Genomic DNA, 17910 nt, shown 5'->3' with positions numbered 1-17910 from the left:
AGCTTTTATTGCCGCTTCTGGAACGCGTAGCCCGAAATGAAAGAAAGGGGGAGTGGTGGTGTCGATGTATTTCGAATGCCGATTGATATTCGAAAGATGGAGTGCTGGGGATGACTGTGATTGACCGAAATTGATCACGCGCCGCGCGCGGCGGCGACTGCGAGACGGCCGCGAGACGGCCGTGAGACGACGGCGAGGTGGCGGCGGGGCCGCAGCGGGGTCGCGACGGGGCCGGGAAAGTGGATCTGACGGCGTATCAGAAACGCTCTTCCGTCGTCCGGAGGACTGCGGCATCCTGCGCCCATGCAGACGGAGCTGAGCAGGAAACTGGGAGTCGAGCACGCCGTCTTCGGCTTCACGCCGTTCCCCGCCGTCGCCGCGGCCATCAGCCGGGCCGGCGGCTTCGGAGTGCTCGGCGCGGTCCGCTACACCGCCCCCGGCGACCTCGAGCGCGACCTCGACTGGATCGACGCGCACATCGGGGGACTGCCGTACGGCCTCGACGTCGTCATGCCCGCCCGCAAGGTCGAGGGCGTCACCGAGGCGGACGTCGAGGCGATGATCCCCGAGGCGCACCGGCGGTTCGTACGGGAGACCCTCGCCAAGTACGGCGTGCCCGAACTCGCCGAGGGCGAGGCGGCCGGCTGGCGCATCACCGGCTGGATGGAGCAGGTCGCCCGCTCCCAGTTGGACGTCGCCTTCGGCCACCCCATCCGGCTGCTGGCCAACGCCCTGGGCTCGCCGCCCGCCGACGTGGTGGCCCGCGCCCACGAGCGGGGCGTGCTGGTCGCCGCGCTCGCGGGCAGCGCCCGGCACGCCCGCAAGCACCGGGACGCCGGCATCGACGTCGTGGTCGCGCAGGGCTACGAGGCAGGCGGCCACACCGGCGAGATCGCGACCATGGTGCTCACCCCCGAGGTCGTCGAGGCCGTGGCCCCGCTGCCCGTGCTGGCGGCGGGAGGCATCGGCAGCGGGCAACAGGCCGCCGCCGCGCTCGCGCTGGGCGCCCAGGGGGTGTGGCTGGGCTCGGTCTGGCTCACCACCAAGGAGGCCGACCTGCACTCGCCCGCCCTGACCCGCAAGCTGCTGGCCGCCGGGTCCGGCGACACCGTGCGCTCCCGCGCCCTGACGGGCAAGCCGGCCCGTCAGCTGCGTACGGAATGGACCGACGCGTGGGACGACCCGGCCGGCCCTGGCGCCCTGCCCATGCCTTTGCAGGGGCTGCTCGTCGCCGAGGCGGTCTCCCGCATCCAGAAGTACGAGGTCGACGCGCTGCTCGGGACGCCCGTCGGCCAGATCGTCGGGCGGATGAACAGCGAACGCAGTGTCCAGGCCGTGTTCGACGACCTCACCCGCGGCTTCGAGCGGGCCGTCGACCGCGTCAACCGCATCGCCGGAAGGAGCGGCCAGTGAGCAGCACGTCCGAAGCGAACACGGGCGGCACGTCCGAAGCGAACACGGGCAGCACGTCCGAAGCGAACACGGGCGGCACGTCCGCCGCGGGCGCTGGGAGGCCCACAGCGGGTGCCGGGAACCCCGGTACGGGCACCGGCACCACGACGGGCGCGCCCCCGAACGGGTTCTGGGCGCAGGCCACCGCCGAACCCGGCCGCACCGTCCTGGTCGCGCCGGACGGTGAGGAGTGGACCGCCGGGCGGCTGCACGCCGACGCCAACCGGCTCGTGCACGGCCTGCGGGCCGCGGGCCTGGAGCGCGGTGACGCCTTCGCGGTGGTCCTGCCCAACGGCGTGGAACTCCTCACCGCCTACCTCGCCGCCACCCAGGCCGGCCTCTACCTCGTCCCCGTCAACCACCACCTGGTCGGCCCCGAGATCGCCTGGATCGTGGCCGACTCCGGCGCCAAGGTGCTCATCGCCCACGAGCGCTTCGCCGACGCGGCACGCCGGGCCGCCGACGAGGCCGGCCTGCCCGCCTCGCACCGGTACGCGGCGGGCGAGGCCGAGGGCTTCCGTCCGTACCCCGAACTGCTCGACGGGCAGCCGGAGTCGCCGCCCGCGGACCGCACCCTCGGCTGGGTCATGAACTACACCTCCGGCACCACCGGCCGCCCCCGCGGCATCAGGCGCCCGCTGCCCGGCAAGCCGCCCGAGGAGTCCTACCTCGGCGGCTTCCTGGGCATCTTCGGGGTCAAGCCCTACGACGGCAACGTCCACCTCGTCTGCTCGCCGCTGTACCACACGGCCGTGCTCCAGTTCGCGGGCGCGTCCCTGCACATCGGGCACCAGCTGGTCGTGATGGACAAGTGGACGCCCGAGGAGATGCTGCGCCTCATCGACACCCACCGGTGCACGCACACCCACATGGTCCCGACCCAGTTCCACCGCCTGCTCGCCCTGCCCGAGGAGGTCCGCGCCCGCTACGACGTCTCGTCCATGCGGCACGCCATCCATGGCGCCGCGCCCTGCCCCGACCACGTCAAACGGGCGATGATCGACTGGTGGGGCCGGTGCGTGGAGGAGTACTACGCGGCCAGCGAGGGCGGCGGTGCGTTCGCCACCGCAGAGGACTGGCTGAAGAAGCCCGGCACGGTCGGCAGGGCGTGGCCCATCAGCGAGCTCGCCGTCCTCGGCGACGACGGCACCCGGCTGCCGCCCGGCGAACTCGGCACCGTCTACATGAAGATGAGCACCGGCTCGTTCTCGTACCACAAGGACGAGGACAAGACCCGCCGGAACCGCGTAGGCGACTTCTTCACCGTGGGCGACCTCGGGTACCTCGACGAGGACGGGTACCTCTTCCTGCGCGACCGCAAGATCGACATGATCATCTCGGGCGGGGTCAACATCTACCCCGCCGAGATCGAGTCGGTGCTGCTGGCCCACCCCGCCGTCGCCGACGCGGCCGTCTTCGGCGTCCCGCACGACGACTGGGGCGAGGAGGTCAAGGCCGTGGTCGAACCGGCCCCCGGCCACGAACCGGGGCCGGCCCTCGCCGCCGGCCTGCTCGACCACTGCGCCGGCCGACTCGCCGGCTACAAGCGGCCCAGAAGCGTCGACTTCATCGCCGAGATGCCCCGCGACCCCAACGGCAAGCTGTACAAACGACGGCTGCGCGAACCGTACTGGGAGGGCCGCACCGGGCCCGTGTGAGCGCGCGGCCCCGACGGGCGCCGCCCCGACTCCGCTCCGGACGCCGCCCCGACCCCGCTCCGGATGCCCCTGCGGACGCGGCCCCGGCTCCTGCCCGGACGCCTCCAGGGACTCGGCCCCAGGAGGCCTTCACTGACTCCGCCCCGGGCTCCTCCTTGACCTCCTCGCGCGGCGAGCCGAGGATCATGTGGCATGACGCCTGAACGCGGGAGCACGGTCGACGCGGTCCTGCGCCGCAGCGCGCGGCGCACCCCGGCGCGGGTCGCCGTCGAGTACGGCGAGCGGTCCTGGACGTACGCCGAACTCGACGACGCCGTCTCGCGCGCGGCGAGCGTGCTGCTGGGCCAGGGCCTCACCCCGGGCGACCGGGTCGCGGCCTACGGCCACAACTCCGACGCCTACCTCATCGCCTTCCTCGCCTGCGCCCGCGCCGGCCTGGTGCACGTGCCGGTCAACCAGAACCTCACCGGGGACGACCTCGCCTACATCGTCGGCCAGTCGGGCAGCGCCCTGGTTCTCGCCGACCCGGACCTGGCCGGCCGGCTCCCCGACGGCGTACGGACGCTGCCGCTGCGGGACGACGCCGGCGGGCTGCTCGCGCTGCTGCCGGACGCGCAGCCGTACGGCGGTCCGGCGCCGCGCGGTGAGGACCTGGTGCAGCTGCTCTACACCTCGGGCACCACCGCCCTGCCCAAGGGCGCGATGATGACCCACCGGGCGCTGGTGCACGAGTACTTGAGCGCGATCGCCGCGCTCGACCTGAGCGCGGGGGACCGGCCCGTGCACTCGCTGCCGCTGTACCACTCGGCGCAGATGCACGTCTTCCTGCTGCCGTATCTCGCGGTGGGCGCGACCAACGTGATCCTCGACGCGCCCGACGGCGACCGGATCCTCGACCTCGTCGAATCCGGCCGCGCGGACAGCCTGTTCGCCCCGCCGACCGTGTGGATCGCCCTGGCCAACCGCCCCGACTTCGCCACCCGCGACCTGGACGGGCTGCGCAAGGCGTACTACGGCGCTTCCATCATGCCGGTGCCGGTCCTGGAGCGGCTGCGCGCCCGGCTGCCGAAGCTGGCCTTCTACAACTGCTTCGGCCAGAGCGAGATCGGCCCGCTGGCGATGGTGCTCGGGCCCGACGAGCACAAGGGGCGGATGGACTCCTGCGGGCGCCCGGTGCTCTTCGTGGACGCCCGGGTGGTCGACGAGGACGGCCAGGACGTGCCGGACGGCACCCCTGGTGAGATCGTCTACCGCTCACCGCAGTTGTGCGAGGGCTACTGGGACAGGCCCGAGGAGACGGCGGAGGCGTTCCGCGAGGGCTGGTTCCACTCCGGGGACCTCGCGGTGCGCGACGCCCACGGCTACCACACGATCGTCGACCGCGTGAAGGACGTCATCAACTCCGGCGGCGTGCTGGTGGCCTCCCGCCAGGTCGAGGACGTCCTCTACACCCACCCGCGGGTCGCGGAGGTGGCCGTGGTCGGCCTGCCCGACGACAAGTGGATCGAGGCCGTCACGGCGTTCGTCGTCCGCCGCGGCGAGACCACCGAGGCCGAGCTGATCGCCCACGCCCGCGAGAGGCTCGCCCCCTTCAAGGCCCCCAAACGCGTCGTCTTCGTCGACGAGCTCCCCCGGAACGCCAGCGGCAAGATCCTCAAGCGCCGGCTCCGAGACGAACACGGCACCTCGTAGAAGCCGTTCCGGCCCTGCGGCAGGATGGCGGCATGACCGCGAACGAGATCGCCGGCCGGCTGCGCGCTGAGGCGACCGCCTCGGCCCCCGCGCTCCTCCTGCGCCGGTGGGAGGACGCCGACGCCGCCGCCCTGGCGGAGGCCTACCGGGACGAGAGCCTGCGCCGCTGGACGTCGCACGCCATCGGCGACGAGGAGAGCGCCCTGCGCTGGATCCGGGAGCAGGGGCGCCGGTGGGAGGCCGGGGACCGGTTCTCCTTCGCGGTCCTGGAGACGGGGGCACAGGAGAAGCCGGTCGGGCATGTCGTGCTCAAGGGGCTCGTGGCCGGGAGCGGGCGGGCCGAGGTCGGTTACTGGACCGCTGCCCACGCGCGCGGGCGGCGGGTGGCCTCGCGGGCGCTGGAGGCGCTGACCGGGTGGGCCTTCGCCACCTTCGCCGGCCAGGGGCTGCACCGCCTGGAGCTGCTGCACCAGGCGGACAACGAGGCGTCCTGCAGGGTGGCGCGGGCCTGCGGCTACGAGCGGGCCGGCACGCTGCCCGCCGCGCCCCCGGCACACCCGCTCCAAGGGCACCTGCACCTGCGGAGCCGGGTCAGCCCCGTAGGTCCATGATGCGTTTGATCTTGCCGACCGAGCGCTCCAGGGACTCCGGTTCCACGATCTCGACGGCGACCGAGACGCCGATGCCGTTCTTGACCGCCGCCGCGATGGAGTGCGCGGCGGCCTCGCGGGTCTCCGGGGTGGCGCCCGGGCGGGCCTCGGCGCGCACGGTGAGGGCGTCCAGGCGTCCCTCGCGGGTGAGGCGGAGCTGGAAGTGGGGGGCCACGCCCGGGGTGCGCAGGACGATCTCCTCGATCTGCGTGGGGAAGAGGTTCACCCCGCGCAGGATCACCATGTCGTCGCTGCGCCCGGTGACCTTCTCCATCCGCCTGAACACCCGCGCCGTCCCCGGCAGCAGCCGCGTCAGGTCCCGTGTGCGGTAACGGATCACCGGCATGGCCTCCTTGGTGAGCGAGGTGAACACCAGCTCCCCCTCCTCGCCCTCCGGCAGCACCTCCCCGGTGATCGGGTCGACGACCTCGGGGAAGAAGTGGTCCTCCCACACGTGCAGGCCGTCCTTGGTCTCCACGCACTCCTGCGCGACCCCGGGCCCGATCACCTCCGACAGCCCGTAGATGTCGACCGCGTCGATCCCGAACCGCTCCTCGATCTCCCGCCGCATCTCCTGCGTCCACGGCTCCGCCCCGAACACACCGACCTCCAGCGAGGTCCCGCGCGGGTCGACGCCCTGCCGCTCGAACTCGTCCAGCAGCGTCAGCATGTAGGACGGCGTGACCATGATGATCCGCGGCCGCAGATCTTCGATCAGCCGCACCTGCCGCGCCGTCATGCCGCCCGAGGCCGGCACGACCGTACAGCCGAGCCGCTCCGCGCCGTAGTGCGCGCCGAGACCACCGGTGAACAGCCCGTACCCGTACGCCACGTGCACCACGTCACCGGGGCGCGCGCCCGCCGCCCGCAGCGAGCGGGCCACCATGTCCGCCCACATGGACAGATCGGCGTCGGTGTAGCCCACCACGGTGGGCCGCCCGGTGGTGCCGCTGGAGGCGTGGAGGCGGCGCACCCGGTCGCGGGGCACGGCGAACATTCCGTACGGGTAGTTCTCCCGCAGGTCCGCCTTGGTGGTGAACGGGAAGCGGGACAGGTCGGCGAGCGACTCGCAGTCCTCGGGGCGCACACCCGCCTCGTCGAAGGACCGCTGGTAGAACGGCACGTTCTCGTACGCGTGCCGCAGCTGGGCCCGCAGCCGCTCCAGCTGGAGCGCCCTGAGCCCGGGCGCGTCGAGCCGTTCCCCCGCGTCCAGCACCGGCACCTGGTTCACGTCCGCCATCGGGGTCTCCCTCACCTGCCACCACCCTACGTCGACCGATCATTCGGTCGAGATACGGAGATCAGTAATCCAGGCCGCCCCGGCCCCGGGCAAGACCCCGGGCGCGGAAAAATCCCTGGCGGCCGCACCCCCGACCAGCCAGGATGAGCCCCGTGCCGAGCTTCACCGCGCCCGACGGGACCGAACTCGCCTACCATGTGCGCGGGCGGGGCGCCCCTCTGGTCGTGCTCCCGGGCGGCCCCATGCGCGCCTCCGCCTACCTCGGCGACCTGGGCGGCCTCACCGCCCACCGCACCCTGATCCTCCTCGACCTGCGCGGCACCGGCGACTCCGCGGTCCCCGCCGACCCGGGGACGTACCGCTGCGACCGCCAGACCGACGACGTCGAGGCGCTGCGCGCCCACCTCGGCCTGGAGCGGACGGACCTGCTCGGGCACTCGGCGGGCGGCAGCCTCGCCGCCCTGTACGCGGCCCGGCACCCGGACCGGGTGGCGCGGCTGGCGCTGATCACCGCCGCCCTGCGCCCGCTGGGCCTCGCCGTCACGCCCGAGGACCGCCTGACCGCCGCCCGGCTGCGGGCGGGCGAGCCCTGGTTCGGGAAGGCCTATCCCGCCCTCCGCGCCTGGCTGGCCGGCACCGGCGAGTACGACCCGGCGTTCACCCCGTTCTTCTACGGCCGCTGGGACGCCACCGCCCGCGCCCACGCCGACGCGGAGGAGGAGCAGACCAACGAGGGCGCGGCACAACGCTACTTCGCCGAGGCCGCCTTCGACTCCGCCGCCACCCGCGCCGCGCTCGGCGCGCTGACCGCCCCGGTCCTCGTCCTCGCCGGGGGCCTCGACGGGGGACCCCTCCCGGAACTGGCCCGCCGGGCCGCGGAGGCGTTCCCGCACGCCGAGTTCGCGGTCCAGCCGGGCGCCGGGCACTACCCCTGGCTCGACGACCCGGAGTGGTTCGCGAACCGCGTCACCGGCTTCCTCGACCGATCGTGACCGGGTTCCGCAACCGATGGTGACCGGCTTCCCCGCCCCCGTGCCCCGGTTTGGCCACCCGTGGACCCGGCCCGCTCGCCGGCGGTCTCACTCGTCCGCCGCGGCCGCCACCTCCCGTGCCCAGCGGTAGTCCGCCTTGCCGCTCGGTGAGCGCCGGATGGACTCGGTGATCACCAGCTGGCGCGGGATCTTGTAGCCGGCCAGCCGGTCCCGGCAGTGCGCCTGGATCTCCCGCAACGAGGGCCTGGCCACTCCCTCGCGCAACTGCACCACCGCCGCCACATGGCTGCCCCACCGCGCGTCCGGAACCCCGGCGACCAGCGCGTCGTAGACGTCGGGATGTGCCTTGAGGGCCTGCTCGACCTCCTCCGGATACACCTTCTCGCCACCGGTGTTGATGCACTGCGAGCCCCGGCCGAGGACGGTGACCACGCCCTCCTCGTCGACCGTCGCCATGTCGCCGAGCAGCACCCAGCGTTCACCGTCCTTGACGAAGAACGTCTCGGCGGTCCTGGCCGGGTCGTTGTAGTAGCCGAGCGGCACGTGACCGCACTGCGCGACCCGGCCGATCCCGCCGGGGGCGACCGGCTCCCGGGTGGCCGGATCGACCACTCGGGTACGGGAGTTCATCCGGATGCGGAAGCCGCGTCCGGGCCCCGAGTCGTCGGTCGCCGTGCCGTTGAAACCGGACTCCGAGGAGCCGAAGTTGTTCAGCAGCACGGTGTTCGGGACGAGCTCCCGGAACTGCTGCCGTACCGTCTCCGACATGATCGCGCCCGAGGAGGACACGCTGAACAGCGACGAGCAGTCGGTGCCTTTCATCGGCCCGCCCAGCGCGTCGATCAGGGGCCGCAGCATCGCGTCGCCCACCAGCGAGACACTGGTGACCTTCTCCTTCTCGATCGTGCGCAGTACCTCCTCGGCCACGAACTTGCGGTGCAGCACGATGCGTTGACCGAAGTTGAGGCCGATGAACGTGGTCAGGATGGAGGTGCCGTGCATCAGCGGGGGAGTGGGGAAGAAGGTGATCCCGTCGCCCCCGGCGGCGACGCGCTCGGCCAGTTCCTCAGGCCTGCTCACCGGCTCGCCCGTGGGCGCGCCGCCGCCCAGTCCCGCGAAGAACAGGTCCTCCTGACGCCACATCACACCCTTGGGCATGCCGGTCGTGCCGCCGGTGTAGATGATGAACTGGTCGTCGCCGGAACGCTTTTCGAAGCCCCTCCCGGGCAAGGCGGCGGCCTCGGCGTCCGTGAAGTCCACGGCGGGCACCGCAGCGGCCCCCGGCAGCACGCGGCCCACCCGCACGAGGTGCCGCAGCCCCCGCGCCCGCGGCAGCGCGCTCGCCACCCGGTCGGTGAACTCCGCGTCGAAGACCAGTGCAGCCAGGTCCGCGTCCTGGTAGAGGTAGGCCAACTCCTCTTCTACGTATCGATAGTTGACGTTGACCGGAACGATCCGCGCCTTGAGGCAGCCGAGCACGGTCTGGAGGTACTCGACCCCGTTGTAGAGGTGCAGCCCGAGGTGCTCGCCGGGCCGCACCCCGCTGTCGAGCAGGTGGTGGCCCACGCGGTTGGCGGCCGCGTCCAGCTCCGCGTAGGTCAGCCGGCGCTCCGCGCCCGTGCCCGGGTGGTCGACGTACACCAGCGCCTCGCGGCCGGGGACGACGTCGACGACCGACTCGAACAGATCGGCAAGGTTGTACTCCACCGCTCCTCCTGACCCGCGCGGCGCCCGGCGAAGAAGGGCGCGTTGGTCGGTTCGCCGGTCATCAGAGCAAAGGGCACCGCAACTGGGAAGGCCCCGCGCGGCAGAAATCTGACTGACTGTCAGAAAACTCTTGAAGAGCCTCCCCGCCTACTGCAACCTGTTCTCGTTCCCCCAGACGGGACGGGAGACCGCCATGGACGGCACCGAACACCTCACCGTGCGGCGCGAAGGCGCCACACTGGTGCTCACCCTCAACAGGCCCGAGGCCAGGAACGCCCTCTCGCTCGCCATGCTCGTCGGTCTTCACGACGGCTGGCTGGCGGCCGACGCCGACGACACCGTCCGCTCGATCGTCCTCACCGGCGCGGGCGGCGCGTTCTGCGCGGGCATGGACCTCAAGGCCCTGGCCGGCGACGGCATGGCGGGGCAGGAGCACCGCGACCGGCTCAAGGCCGACCCTGACCTGCACTGGAAGGCGATGCTCCGCCACCACCGCCCCCGCAAACCGGTGATCGCCGCCGTCGAGGGCCCGTGCGTGGCCGGCGGCACCGAGATCCTCCAGGGCACCGACATCCGGGTGGCGGGCGAGTCGGCCACCTTCGGCCTGTTCGAGGTCCGCCGCGGACTGTTCCCCATCGGCGGCTCCACCGTGCGCCTGCAACGCCAGATCCCCCGCACGCACGCCCTGGAGATGCTGCTCACCGGCCGCCCCTACAGCGCGGCGGAGGCCGCCGCCGTCGGCCTGATCGGACACGTGGTGCCCGACGGCACCGCCCTCACCAAGGCACTGGAGATCGCCGAACAGGTCAACTCCTGCGGCCCGCTGGCCGTCGAGGCCGTCAAGGCCTCCGTCTACGAGACCGCCGACATGACCGAGAGCGACGGACTGGCCGCCGAACTGGGGCGCGGCTGGCCGGTGTTCGCCACCGCCGACGCCAAGGAGGGCGCCCGCGCCTTCGCCGAGAAGCGCACCCCCGTCTACAAACGCGCCTGACCCGCCGGAGCCAGGGACGCGACCCACCCCAAGGAGCAGCCGAGCATGCCCGAAGTCCTCAAGGCCCCCCTCGTCGTAGAGTTCCCCTTCACCCGCTCCCTCGGCCCCGTGCAGAGCGCCTTCCTGACCGGCCTGCGCGAACGCGTCGTCCTCGGGGTGCGCACCGGCGACGGCCGCACCCTCGTCCCGCCCGTCGAGTACGACCCCGTCACCGCCGAGGAGATCGACGAACTCGTCGAGGTCGCCCCCACCGGCACCGTCACCACCTGGGCCTGGAACCACGAGCCCCGCCGCGGCCAGCCCCTCGGCACGCCCTTCGCCTGGGTCCTGGTCCGCCTCGACGGCGCCGACACCGCCCTCCTGCACGCGCTCGACGCCCCCGGCCCCGAGGCCGTGCGCACCGGCCTGCGCGTCCGGATCCGCTGGGCGGCGGAGCGCACCGGCGCCATCACCGACATCGCCTGCTTCGAACCGTACGACGACCCGCACGGCGAGACCCGCCGGCCGGCCCCGCACAGCGGGCACTTCGACGGCCAGGTCACCGGCATCGTCGCCCCCGCCCGCCTCGACTACACCTACTCGCCCGGCCGCGCCCAGAGCGCCTACCTCGACGCCCTCGCCGGACACCGCACCGTCGGCGAACGCTGCCCCTCCTGCCGCAAGGTGTACGTCCCCCCGCGCGGCGCCTGCCCCACCTGCGGCCTCGCCACGACCGAGCGGGTGGAGGTGGGGCCGCGCGGCACCGTCACCACCTTCTGCATCGTCAACATCAAGGCCAAGAACCTCGACATCGAGGTCCCCTACGTCTACGCCCACATCGCCCTCGACGGCGCCGGCCTCGCCCTGCACGGCCGGATCGGCGGCATCCCCTACGACCAGGTGCGCATGGGCCTGCGCGTCGAACCCGTATGGGCGCCCGGCGCCCGCCACCCCGACCACTACCGCCCGACCGGCGAACCCGACGCCGACTACGACACCTACAAGGAGCTGCTGTGACCGGCCAGGAACCCCCCGGGCCGCGGGACGTCGCGGTCGTCGCCTTCGCCCAGAGCGACCACCGTCGCACCACCGACGAGCTGTCCGAGGTGGAGATGCTGATGCCGGTCCTGCACGAGGTGCTGCGCGCCACCGGACTGCGGACCGCCGACATCGGCTTCACCTGCTCGGGCTCCAGCGACTACCTCGCCGGCCGCGCCTTCTCCTTCACCATGGCCCTGGACGGCGTCGGCGCGTGGCCCCCGATCTCCGAGTCCCACGTGGAGATGGACGGCGCCTGGGCGCTGTACGAGGCGTGGACCAAGCTCCTCACCGGTGAGGCGGACACCGCGCTGGTGTACTCCTACGGCAAGTCCTCACCCGGCCCGCTGCGCGACGTACTCACCCGGCAGCTCGACCCGTACTACCTCGCCCCGCTGTGGCCCGACTCCGTGGCCCTCGCCGCCCTCCAGGCCCAGGCCCTCATCGACGCCGGCGACACCGACGAGCCGGCCCTCGCCGCGATCGCCGCCCGCAGCCGGCGCGACGCGGCCGCCAACCCCCATGCCCAGCTGAGGGGTCCGCTCCCGCACGGCGACTACGTCGTACGGCCGCTGCGCACCGGCGACTGCCCGCCGGTCGGCGACGGCGCCGCCGCCGTGATCCTCGCGGCCGGCGACCGGGCCCGCGAACTGTGCGAACGGCCCGCCTGGATCCGGGGCATCGACCACCGTATCGAGGCACACGCCCTCGGCGTGCGCGACCTCACCGACTCGCCGTCCACGCGCCTGGCCGCCGAGAAGGCGGGCGCCTTCGAACGCCCCGTCGACACCGCCGAGTTGCACGCCCCCTTCACCGCCCAGGAGGTCGTGCTGCGCAAGGCGCTCCGGCTCGGCGACGGCGTGCGCGTCAACCCCTCCGGCGGGCCGCTCGCCGCCCACCCGGTCATGGCCGCCGGGCTCATCCGCATCGGGGAGGCCGCCGCCCGCGTCCACCGGGCCGAGTCCGACCGCGCCCTCGCCCACGCCACCTCCGGCCCCTGTCTCCAGCAGAACCTGGTCGCCGTACTCGAAGGGGAGCCCCGATGAGCAAGGAACCTGTGGCCGTCGTGGGCATCGGCCAGACCAAGCACGTCGCCGCCCGCCGGGACGTGTCGATCGCCGGCCTCGTCCGCGAGGCGGCCCGGCGCGCCCTCGACGACGCCGAACTGACCTGGGCCGACGTCGACGCCGTCGTCATCGGCAAGGCCCCCGACTTCTTCGAGGGCGTGATGATGCCCGAGCTGTACCTCGCCGACGCCCTCGGCGCGGCCGGCAAGCCCATGCTCCGCGTGCACACGGCCGGCTCGGTCGGCGGCTCCACCGCGCTCGTCGCCGCGAACCTCGTCGCGGCCCGCGTCCACGGCACCGTCCTCGCCCTCGCCTTCGAAAAGCAGTCCGAGTCCAACGCCATGTGGGGACTGTCCCTGCCCATCCCCTTCCAGCAGCCCCTGCTCGCCGGCGCGGGCGGCTTCTTCGCCCCGCACGTGCGCGCCTACATGCGGCGCAGCGGCGCGCCCGACACCGTGGGCGCGCTGGTCGCCTACAAGGACCGGCGCAACGCGCTGAAGAACCCCTACGCCCATCTGCACGAGCACGACATCACCCTGGAGAAGGTCCAGGCCTCGCCCATGCTGTGGGACCCCATCCGCTACTCGGAGACCTGCCCGTCCTCCGACGGCGCCTGCGCGATGGTCGTCACCGGCCGGGCGGGAGCGGCCCGCGCGCCCCGGCCGCCCGCCTGGATGCTCGGCGGCGCCATGCGCAGCGAGCCCACGCTCTTCGCGGGGAAGGACTTCGTCTCCCCGCGGGCCGGCCGGGACTGCGCCGCCGACGTCTACCGGCAGGCCGGCATCGCCGACCCGCGCCGCGACATCGACGCCGTGGAGATGTACGTGCCGTTCTCCTGGTACGAGCCCATGTGGCTGGAGAACCTCGGCTTCGCCGAGCCGGGCGAGGGCTGGAAGCTCACCGAGTCCGGCGTGACCGAGCTGGACGGGGACCTGCCCGTGAACATGTCCGGCGGGGTGCTGTCCACCAACCCCATCGGCGCGTCCGGCATGATCCGGTTCGCCGAGGCCGCCCTCCAGGTGCGCGGGCAGGCCGGAGAACACCAGGTCGCGGGGGCGCGCCGGGTGCTCGGGCACGCCTACGGCGGCGGGTCCCAGTTCTTCTCCATGTGGCTGGTGGGATCCGAGCGCCCCGACTCCTGAAAGGTCCCCCTCATGTGGCCTGTTGGCACCCCGACGCGATCGCTAGGCTGACCCGCGGACGACGATTCGGGAGGAGCACGGACGTGGCCGAGAGCACTATCCAGCAGCACCCGCTCGCGGGATGGGACAAGCCGGAGCTGGATCTCAGCAACGCCGAGTGGCAGTCCAGCAGCCGTGGCCTGGGGGATGTCCAGATCGCCTTTGTCGAGGGATTCATCGCGATGCGCAACAGCGGCCGTCCGGAAAGTCCCTCCCTGATCTTCACGCCCGCCGAGTGGGGCGCGTTCGTGTCGGGGGCGAGGGAGGGAGAGTTCGACCTCACCTGACCGGAGGAGACCTCCGGGGTGTTCCGCGCGCGTTTGCGGACACGCGACCCTGAAAGCCCCGCCGGGGCCCGCTCCTGAGCGAGGCTGGGCCCCTGCGGGGGAGGTCGCCACCCGGAGATGAGGAACCCATGAGCACCCCACCGGTCGTCGCCGCGGTCGACGGATCCGACGACAGCCTGCGCGCCCTGGACTGGGCGTACGACGCCGCGCTGCGCCGGGGCGCGCCGCTGCGGGTGGTCCACGTACGGCAGTATGCGGCCTGGATCCAGCCCGAGGTGCTGGTCGCCGCGCCGCCCGAGGCCGAGGACGAGGTCCTCGCCCAGGCCCGCACCCACCTGGCCGGCCGGTCCGGCGGCACCGGCGGTCCCGCCGGCGAGGCGGACGTGGAGTACCGCGGGCTGGACGGGCTGCCGAGCGCCCTGCTGCCCGAACTGGGCGCCGAAGCCCAGCTGCTGGTGCTCGGCTCGCGCGGGCGCGGCGGCTTCGCCAGCCTGCTCCTCGGCTCCAACGGGCTGGCCGCCGCGCGGGACGCCGAGTGCCCCGTCGTCGTGGTGCCCCGGCCCGGCCGCGAGGTCCCCGACCCCGCCCCACCCGCCGGGCCCGGGCCCCGCGTGGTCGTCGGCCTCAACGTGGACAGCCCCGACGAGGCCACCCTGGCCTTCGCCTTCGGCGAGGCCGCCCGGCGCGGCGCGCGGGTCGAGGCGGTCGTCGCCTACCCGTGGCCCGCCCGCACCTGGGTGACGCCCGGCGAGTTCACCCCGCCGGCCGCCGACCAGCAGGAGATCGAGAACGAGACCCGCACCCTGGCGGAGGGCTTCCTCGCCCCGCACCGCACCCGCCACCCCGGCGTCCACGCCGAGGCCCGCGTACTGCCCGGCGACGCCGCCGGCCGCCTGGTCGCCGCCTCCCCGGGCGCCGAACTGGTCGTGGTCGGCCGCCACCGCCGCCGCCTCCTGGCCCCGGCCCGCATGCTCGGCTCGGTGACCCAGGCGGTCCTCCTGCACGCGGCGAGCCCCGTCGCGGTGGTGCCCCCGTCCCCACCGTCACCGGAGGAGTAGTCCCCACCCGCCGCCGCAGTGGCGGTGGCGTGGCGCCGCCTGTCGTCGGGTCCGCGTCCTCCGGGGGGCGTGGGGGCCTCGCCGTGGGTGCCGGGCGGACGGCGCGGGGCACCCCCGGACGGGTGTCGGGTGGGCGTCGCGGTGCGGGCCGGGGCACGTACCATGGCGGCATGTCGTTCCTCCGTCGCCGTAGCGCCACGCCCGCCGGGCCCGACTTCGACGTCCTGGCCATGGACCCGGGCGACTGGCCCGGCAACCTCGGTGCCGGGCTGCTGCCCGCGCCCGACGGCACCTGCCAGGGCGTGTTCCTGCGCTACGACCTGTTCGGCGGCCGCGGCACCGCGATGATCATCGGCAATCTGCCCGAGGGCTCCCCGGCCCGCGAGGTCGCCGAGGGCGAGGTGCCCTTCGAGGTCGCCCAGCTCCTCCTCGCCCTGGAGAACGACGAGGAGGTCACCGTCGTCGGCACCGAGGACATGCCGGTCCTCCAGGGCGACAACCTCCTGATCGTGCGCAGGCTGAAGCTTTCGGAGAGCCGGATCTCCTGCGTGCAGTTCGACCGCAGCGACGGCGTCCTGGTCACCATCGCGGCCTGGGACCGCCCGATCACCGACGACCTGTACGCCCTGCTCAAGCCGCTTCCCGCGGAACTGTTCCAGCAGGGCTGACGTCCCCGGCGGCACCCGGACGCGCGAAGGGCCGGCCCCCACCCGGGGCCGGCCCTTCGCACGCCCGCGCCCCGCTACAGGCGCGACGGCAGGATCCGTACGTCGGCCGCCCGGACGAACTCCACCCGGTGGCCGAACTGGATCTCGTAGTACAGGTCCCGGCCCCGCACCACCTTGTGCGAGTCCGTGGTGAAGGTGACCGAGTAGTAGTACTCGCCCGGGACCACGTCACCGGCCACGTACCGCTGCCCCGCGAGGAGCTTGTACGGCAGCGGCGACACCGCCTGCACGGGCACGCCCGCCGGGTACGCCTCCTTCTCCGGGTACGCGCGCCCGTACACCGGCACGCTGTCCAGCCCGTCCCTGGGCGTGATCACGAAGCCGGCCGCGTCCACCGCCGTGGGCTGCCCGGCCGGGTTCTGGAACCAGGCCTTCTGGCCCAGGTACCAGATCGCCGTCCAGTCGCCCCGCCGCTCGGCGACCGCGTACTGCTGCCCGGTCTCCACCCGCGAGGCCACGTCGTTCACGTCGATGGTCGAGTCGCTGCCGTCCGGCCGCAGGCCGATGTCCTTGATCAGCGGCGAGGAGGTGTCCGGCTGCGAGTACAGCCGCACCTCGCTGGACCCGTGGGCCGGGCAGGGCTCGCCGCCGGTGGTGCAGCCGGTGTACTCGGACTGGTTGGCCGCGTAGTCGGGGCGGATCGTCACCAGGCCGCCGTGCTTGCCCGCGGTCGGTTCGAAGGGCCGGCCCAGCAGCTCGAAGTAGTGCCGCCAGTCCCAGTACGGACCCGGGTCGGTGTGCATGCCGGGGATGGTGCCCGTGGTCGGGCCGGGCACGGTGTCGTGGCCGAGGATGTGCTGCCGGTCCAGCGGGATGCCGTACTTCTCGGAGAGGTACTTCACCAGCCGCGCCGAGGAGCGGTACATCGCCTCGGTGTACCAGGCGTCCGGCGAGGCGAGGAAGCCCTCGTGCTCCAGGCCGACCGACTCGGCGTTGACGTACCAGTTCCCGGCGTGCCAGGCGACGTCCTTCGCTTTGACGTGCTGCGCGATGTGGCCGTCGGTCGAGCGCAGGGTGTAGTTCCAGGACACGTACGTGGGGTCCTGCACGAGGTTGATGACACCGTCCCAGCGGCCCTCGGTGTCGTGGATGACGATGTAGCGGATGCGCTGGGACGCGGGGCGGTCGCCCAGGTCGTGGTTGCCGTAGTCGTTGTTGCCGAACTGCTGGTACGGCGCCGGGATCCACTCGCAGGACACCGACGCGGGGCACTCGGTCCCGGCCGCGGACACGTGCCTCAGGCCCGTCCGCGCGAGCTGGGCGGTGTCGGGCGCCAGGCGGGGACGGGCGTCGAGGACCACCCGCTGGCCGGAGTCGGTGGTGCGCCGCTCACCGGAACGGATCACGTCGTAGACGTCGTTCGCGTACGCCGCCGCGGTGGCGCTGTCGTCCGCGCCGGAGAACCGGGCGACCGCGCCGTACCAGGCGGCCGGGTCCGCGCTCAGCGGTTCGCCGAGGCGCTTCTGCGCGGCGGCGAGCAGGGCGGCGCCGCCCTCGATGTTCGCGGCCGCGTCGGCGCGCAGCCGCCCGGCCGGGATGCCGGTCAGCCCGGCCGCCTCGGTCAGGGTCTTGAGCCGGGCGGGCAGGTCGGAGTCCTCCGGCACCGTCGTGTCGGGGTGCAGCGTCCGGCGGGCGGAGTCGCCGCGCGGGTCCTCGCCGGTCTGGCTGTGGTGCGGTGCGCGGGCGAGCGCGGTGCGGGCGTCGGTCAGGTGCATCGGGCCGTAGCCGCCGGTCACGCTGGGCGCGCCGCCGTGACCGTCCCAGCGGGACTGCAGGTAGGACACGCCCAGCAGGACGCTGACCGGTACGTGGTACTCGGCGGACGCGGAGGCGAAGGCCCGCTGGAGCCGGCCGGTGTCGTCCGCAGCGGACGGCGCGGTGGCGCCGGCGGACGGGGCGGCGCCCAGCAGCGGCAGCAGCAGCGCCGCCGAGGCGACGACGCCGGCCGCCGTGCGCGCGCGTCTGCGGCCCGGCGTGGGTGTGGGGTCGGTGGCGGATCCTCGCAATGCGGCCTCCTGGGGCACTCGGGCGTGGCGGGGCGTGCGGGGTCGGCGTGGACCAGTGGTACCGGCTTGCCGACGATCCGTCAATCATGCGCGCGGAAAGGCGATTTCCCATGTCATGCGGGGTCCCGGCGAGTTTCCCCCACGCCACGCCGAGGCCTGCGGAGCGTCAGTGGCGTACACC

Annotated in this window: 15 protein-coding genes; 12 read left to right on the top strand and 3 right to left on the bottom strand. The window is 73.4% G+C overall.

The window, feature by feature from the left end:
- Positions 1–303: 303 nt before the first annotated feature.
- The 4 genes from IE217_RS06070 (at position 304) to IE217_RS06055 (ending at position 5413) form a co-directional block, all read left to right on the top strand.
- On the top strand, positions 304–1413 hold the full coding sequence (locus IE217_RS06070; protein WP_190176674.1) for an NAD(P)H-dependent flavin oxidoreductase: 1110 nt from the start codon (positions 304–306) through the stop codon (positions 1411–1413).
- Entirely contained in the window at positions 1410–3110 is a 1701-nt protein-coding gene (locus tag IE217_RS06065; protein WP_190176673.1) for an acyl-CoA synthetase, read from the top strand. Before IE217_RS06070 ends, IE217_RS06065 begins: the two co-directional genes overlap by 4 nt.
- A gap of 192 nt (positions 3111–3302) precedes the next feature.
- Positions 3303–4802, top strand: a complete 1500-nt coding sequence (locus IE217_RS06060; protein ID WP_190176672.1) for an acyl-CoA synthetase — start codon at positions 3303–3305, stop codon at positions 4800–4802.
- Positions 4803–4834: 32 nt separating this feature from the next.
- Positions 4835–5413, top strand: a complete 579-nt coding sequence (locus IE217_RS06055) for a GNAT family N-acetyltransferase (protein ID WP_190176671.1) — start codon at positions 4835–4837, stop codon at positions 5411–5413.
- Here IE217_RS06055 and paaK read toward each other — a convergent pair.
- Positions 5394–6692, bottom strand: a complete 1299-nt coding sequence (gene paaK / locus IE217_RS06050; RefSeq protein WP_190176670.1) for a phenylacetate--CoA ligase PaaK — start codon at positions 6690–6692, stop codon at positions 5394–5396. The genes IE217_RS06055 and paaK overlap by 20 nt on opposite strands.
- A gap of 152 nt (positions 6693–6844) precedes the next feature.
- Here paaK and IE217_RS06045 point away from each other — a divergent pair, with 152 nt between their 5' ends.
- Positions 6845–7684 (top strand): alpha/beta fold hydrolase, encoded by an 840-nt coding sequence (locus tag IE217_RS06045; RefSeq protein ID WP_190176669.1) that lies wholly within the window; start codon positions 6845–6847, stop codon positions 7682–7684.
- 87 nt (positions 7685–7771) lie between these two features.
- Here the strand turns inward: IE217_RS06045 and IE217_RS06040 are convergent, their stop codons facing one another.
- Positions 7772–9391, bottom strand: a complete 1620-nt coding sequence (locus IE217_RS06040) for an acyl-CoA synthetase (protein ID WP_190176668.1) — start codon at positions 9389–9391, stop codon at positions 7772–7774.
- 193 nt (positions 9392–9584) lie between these two features.
- Between IE217_RS06040 and IE217_RS06035 the strand changes: the two genes are divergently transcribed.
- From IE217_RS06035 to IE217_RS06005, 7 genes are all read left to right on the top strand, one after another.
- Positions 9585–10385 (top strand): crotonase/enoyl-CoA hydratase family protein, encoded by an 801-nt coding sequence (locus IE217_RS06035; RefSeq protein WP_190176667.1) that lies wholly within the window; start codon positions 9585–9587, stop codon positions 10383–10385.
- A gap of 45 nt (positions 10386–10430) precedes the next feature.
- On the top strand, positions 10431–11381 hold the full coding sequence (locus IE217_RS06030) for a Zn-ribbon domain-containing OB-fold protein (protein WP_190176666.1): 951 nt from the start codon (positions 10431–10433) through the stop codon (positions 11379–11381).
- Entirely contained in the window at positions 11378–12448 is a 1071-nt protein-coding gene (locus tag IE217_RS06025; RefSeq protein ID WP_190176665.1) for a thiolase family protein, read from the top strand. Before IE217_RS06030 ends, IE217_RS06025 begins: the two co-directional genes overlap by 4 nt.
- The gene (locus IE217_RS06020; protein WP_190176664.1) at positions 12445–13611 is read left to right on the top strand and encodes a thiolase family protein; all 1167 of its coding nucleotides are present in this window, start codon (positions 12445–12447) and stop codon (positions 13609–13611) included. The genes IE217_RS06025 and IE217_RS06020 overlap by 4 nt, the downstream gene beginning before the upstream one ends.
- Before the next feature lie 83 nt (positions 13612–13694).
- Positions 13695–13937 (top strand): DUF397 domain-containing protein, encoded by a 243-nt coding sequence (locus IE217_RS06015; protein WP_190176663.1) that lies wholly within the window; start codon positions 13695–13697, stop codon positions 13935–13937.
- A gap of 128 nt (positions 13938–14065) precedes the next feature.
- Positions 14066–14995, top strand: a complete 930-nt coding sequence (locus IE217_RS06010) for a universal stress protein (RefSeq protein WP_190176662.1) — start codon at positions 14066–14068, stop codon at positions 14993–14995.
- A 170-nt stretch (positions 14996–15165) separates the two neighbouring features.
- Positions 15166–15663, top strand: a complete 498-nt coding sequence (locus tag IE217_RS06005) for a glycosyltransferase family protein (protein WP_030166146.1) — start codon at positions 15166–15168, stop codon at positions 15661–15663.
- A 74-nt stretch (positions 15664–15737) separates the two neighbouring features.
- On the opposite strand, the gene IE217_RS06000 is transcribed toward IE217_RS06005, so the two are convergent.
- Positions 15738–17729, bottom strand: coding sequence for an N-acetylmuramoyl-L-alanine amidase (locus IE217_RS06000; protein WP_190176661.1), 1992 nt, complete (start codon positions 17727–17729; stop codon positions 15738–15740).
- Positions 17730–17910 lie beyond the last annotated feature (181 nt).

The sequence above is a fragment of the Streptomyces naganishii JCM 4654 genome, assembly GCF_014650575.1.
Taxonomy (GTDB): Bacteria; Actinomycetota; Actinomycetes; order Streptomycetales; family Streptomycetaceae; genus Streptomyces; species Streptomyces naganishii.
The sequence above is the reverse complement of the archived record's forward strand: the minus strand, read 5'-3'. Positions and strand labels throughout refer to the sequence as shown.

Bases quoted from the DNA above. Each gene is read 5' to 3' on its own strand.
- IE217_RS06070 (WP_190176674.1), top strand. From the start codon at position 304: ATGCAGACGGAGCTGAGCAGGAAACTGGGAGTCGAGCACGCCGTCTTC.
- IE217_RS06060 (WP_190176672.1), top strand. From the start codon at position 3,303: ATGACGCCTGAACGCGGGAGCACGGTCGACGCGGTCCTGCGCCGCAGC.
- IE217_RS06055 (WP_190176671.1), top strand. From the start codon at position 4,835: ATGACCGCGAACGAGATCGCCGGCCGGCTGCGCGCTGAGGCGACCGCC.
- paaK (WP_190176670.1), bottom strand. From the start codon at position 6,692: ATGGCGGACGTGAACCAGGTGCCGGTGCTGGACGCGGGGGAACGGCTC.
- IE217_RS06035 (WP_190176667.1), top strand. From the start codon at position 9,585: ATGGACGGCACCGAACACCTCACCGTGCGGCGCGAAGGCGCCACACTG.
- IE217_RS06030 (WP_190176666.1), top strand. From the start codon at position 10,431: ATGCCCGAAGTCCTCAAGGCCCCCCTCGTCGTAGAGTTCCCCTTCACC.
- IE217_RS06020 (WP_190176664.1), top strand. From the start codon at position 12,445: ATGAGCAAGGAACCTGTGGCCGTCGTGGGCATCGGCCAGACCAAGCAC.
- IE217_RS06010 (WP_190176662.1), top strand. From the start codon at position 14,066: ATGAGCACCCCACCGGTCGTCGCCGCGGTCGACGGATCCGACGACAGC.
- IE217_RS06005 (WP_030166146.1), top strand. From the start codon at position 15,166: ATGTCGTTCCTCCGTCGCCGTAGCGCCACGCCCGCCGGGCCCGACTTC.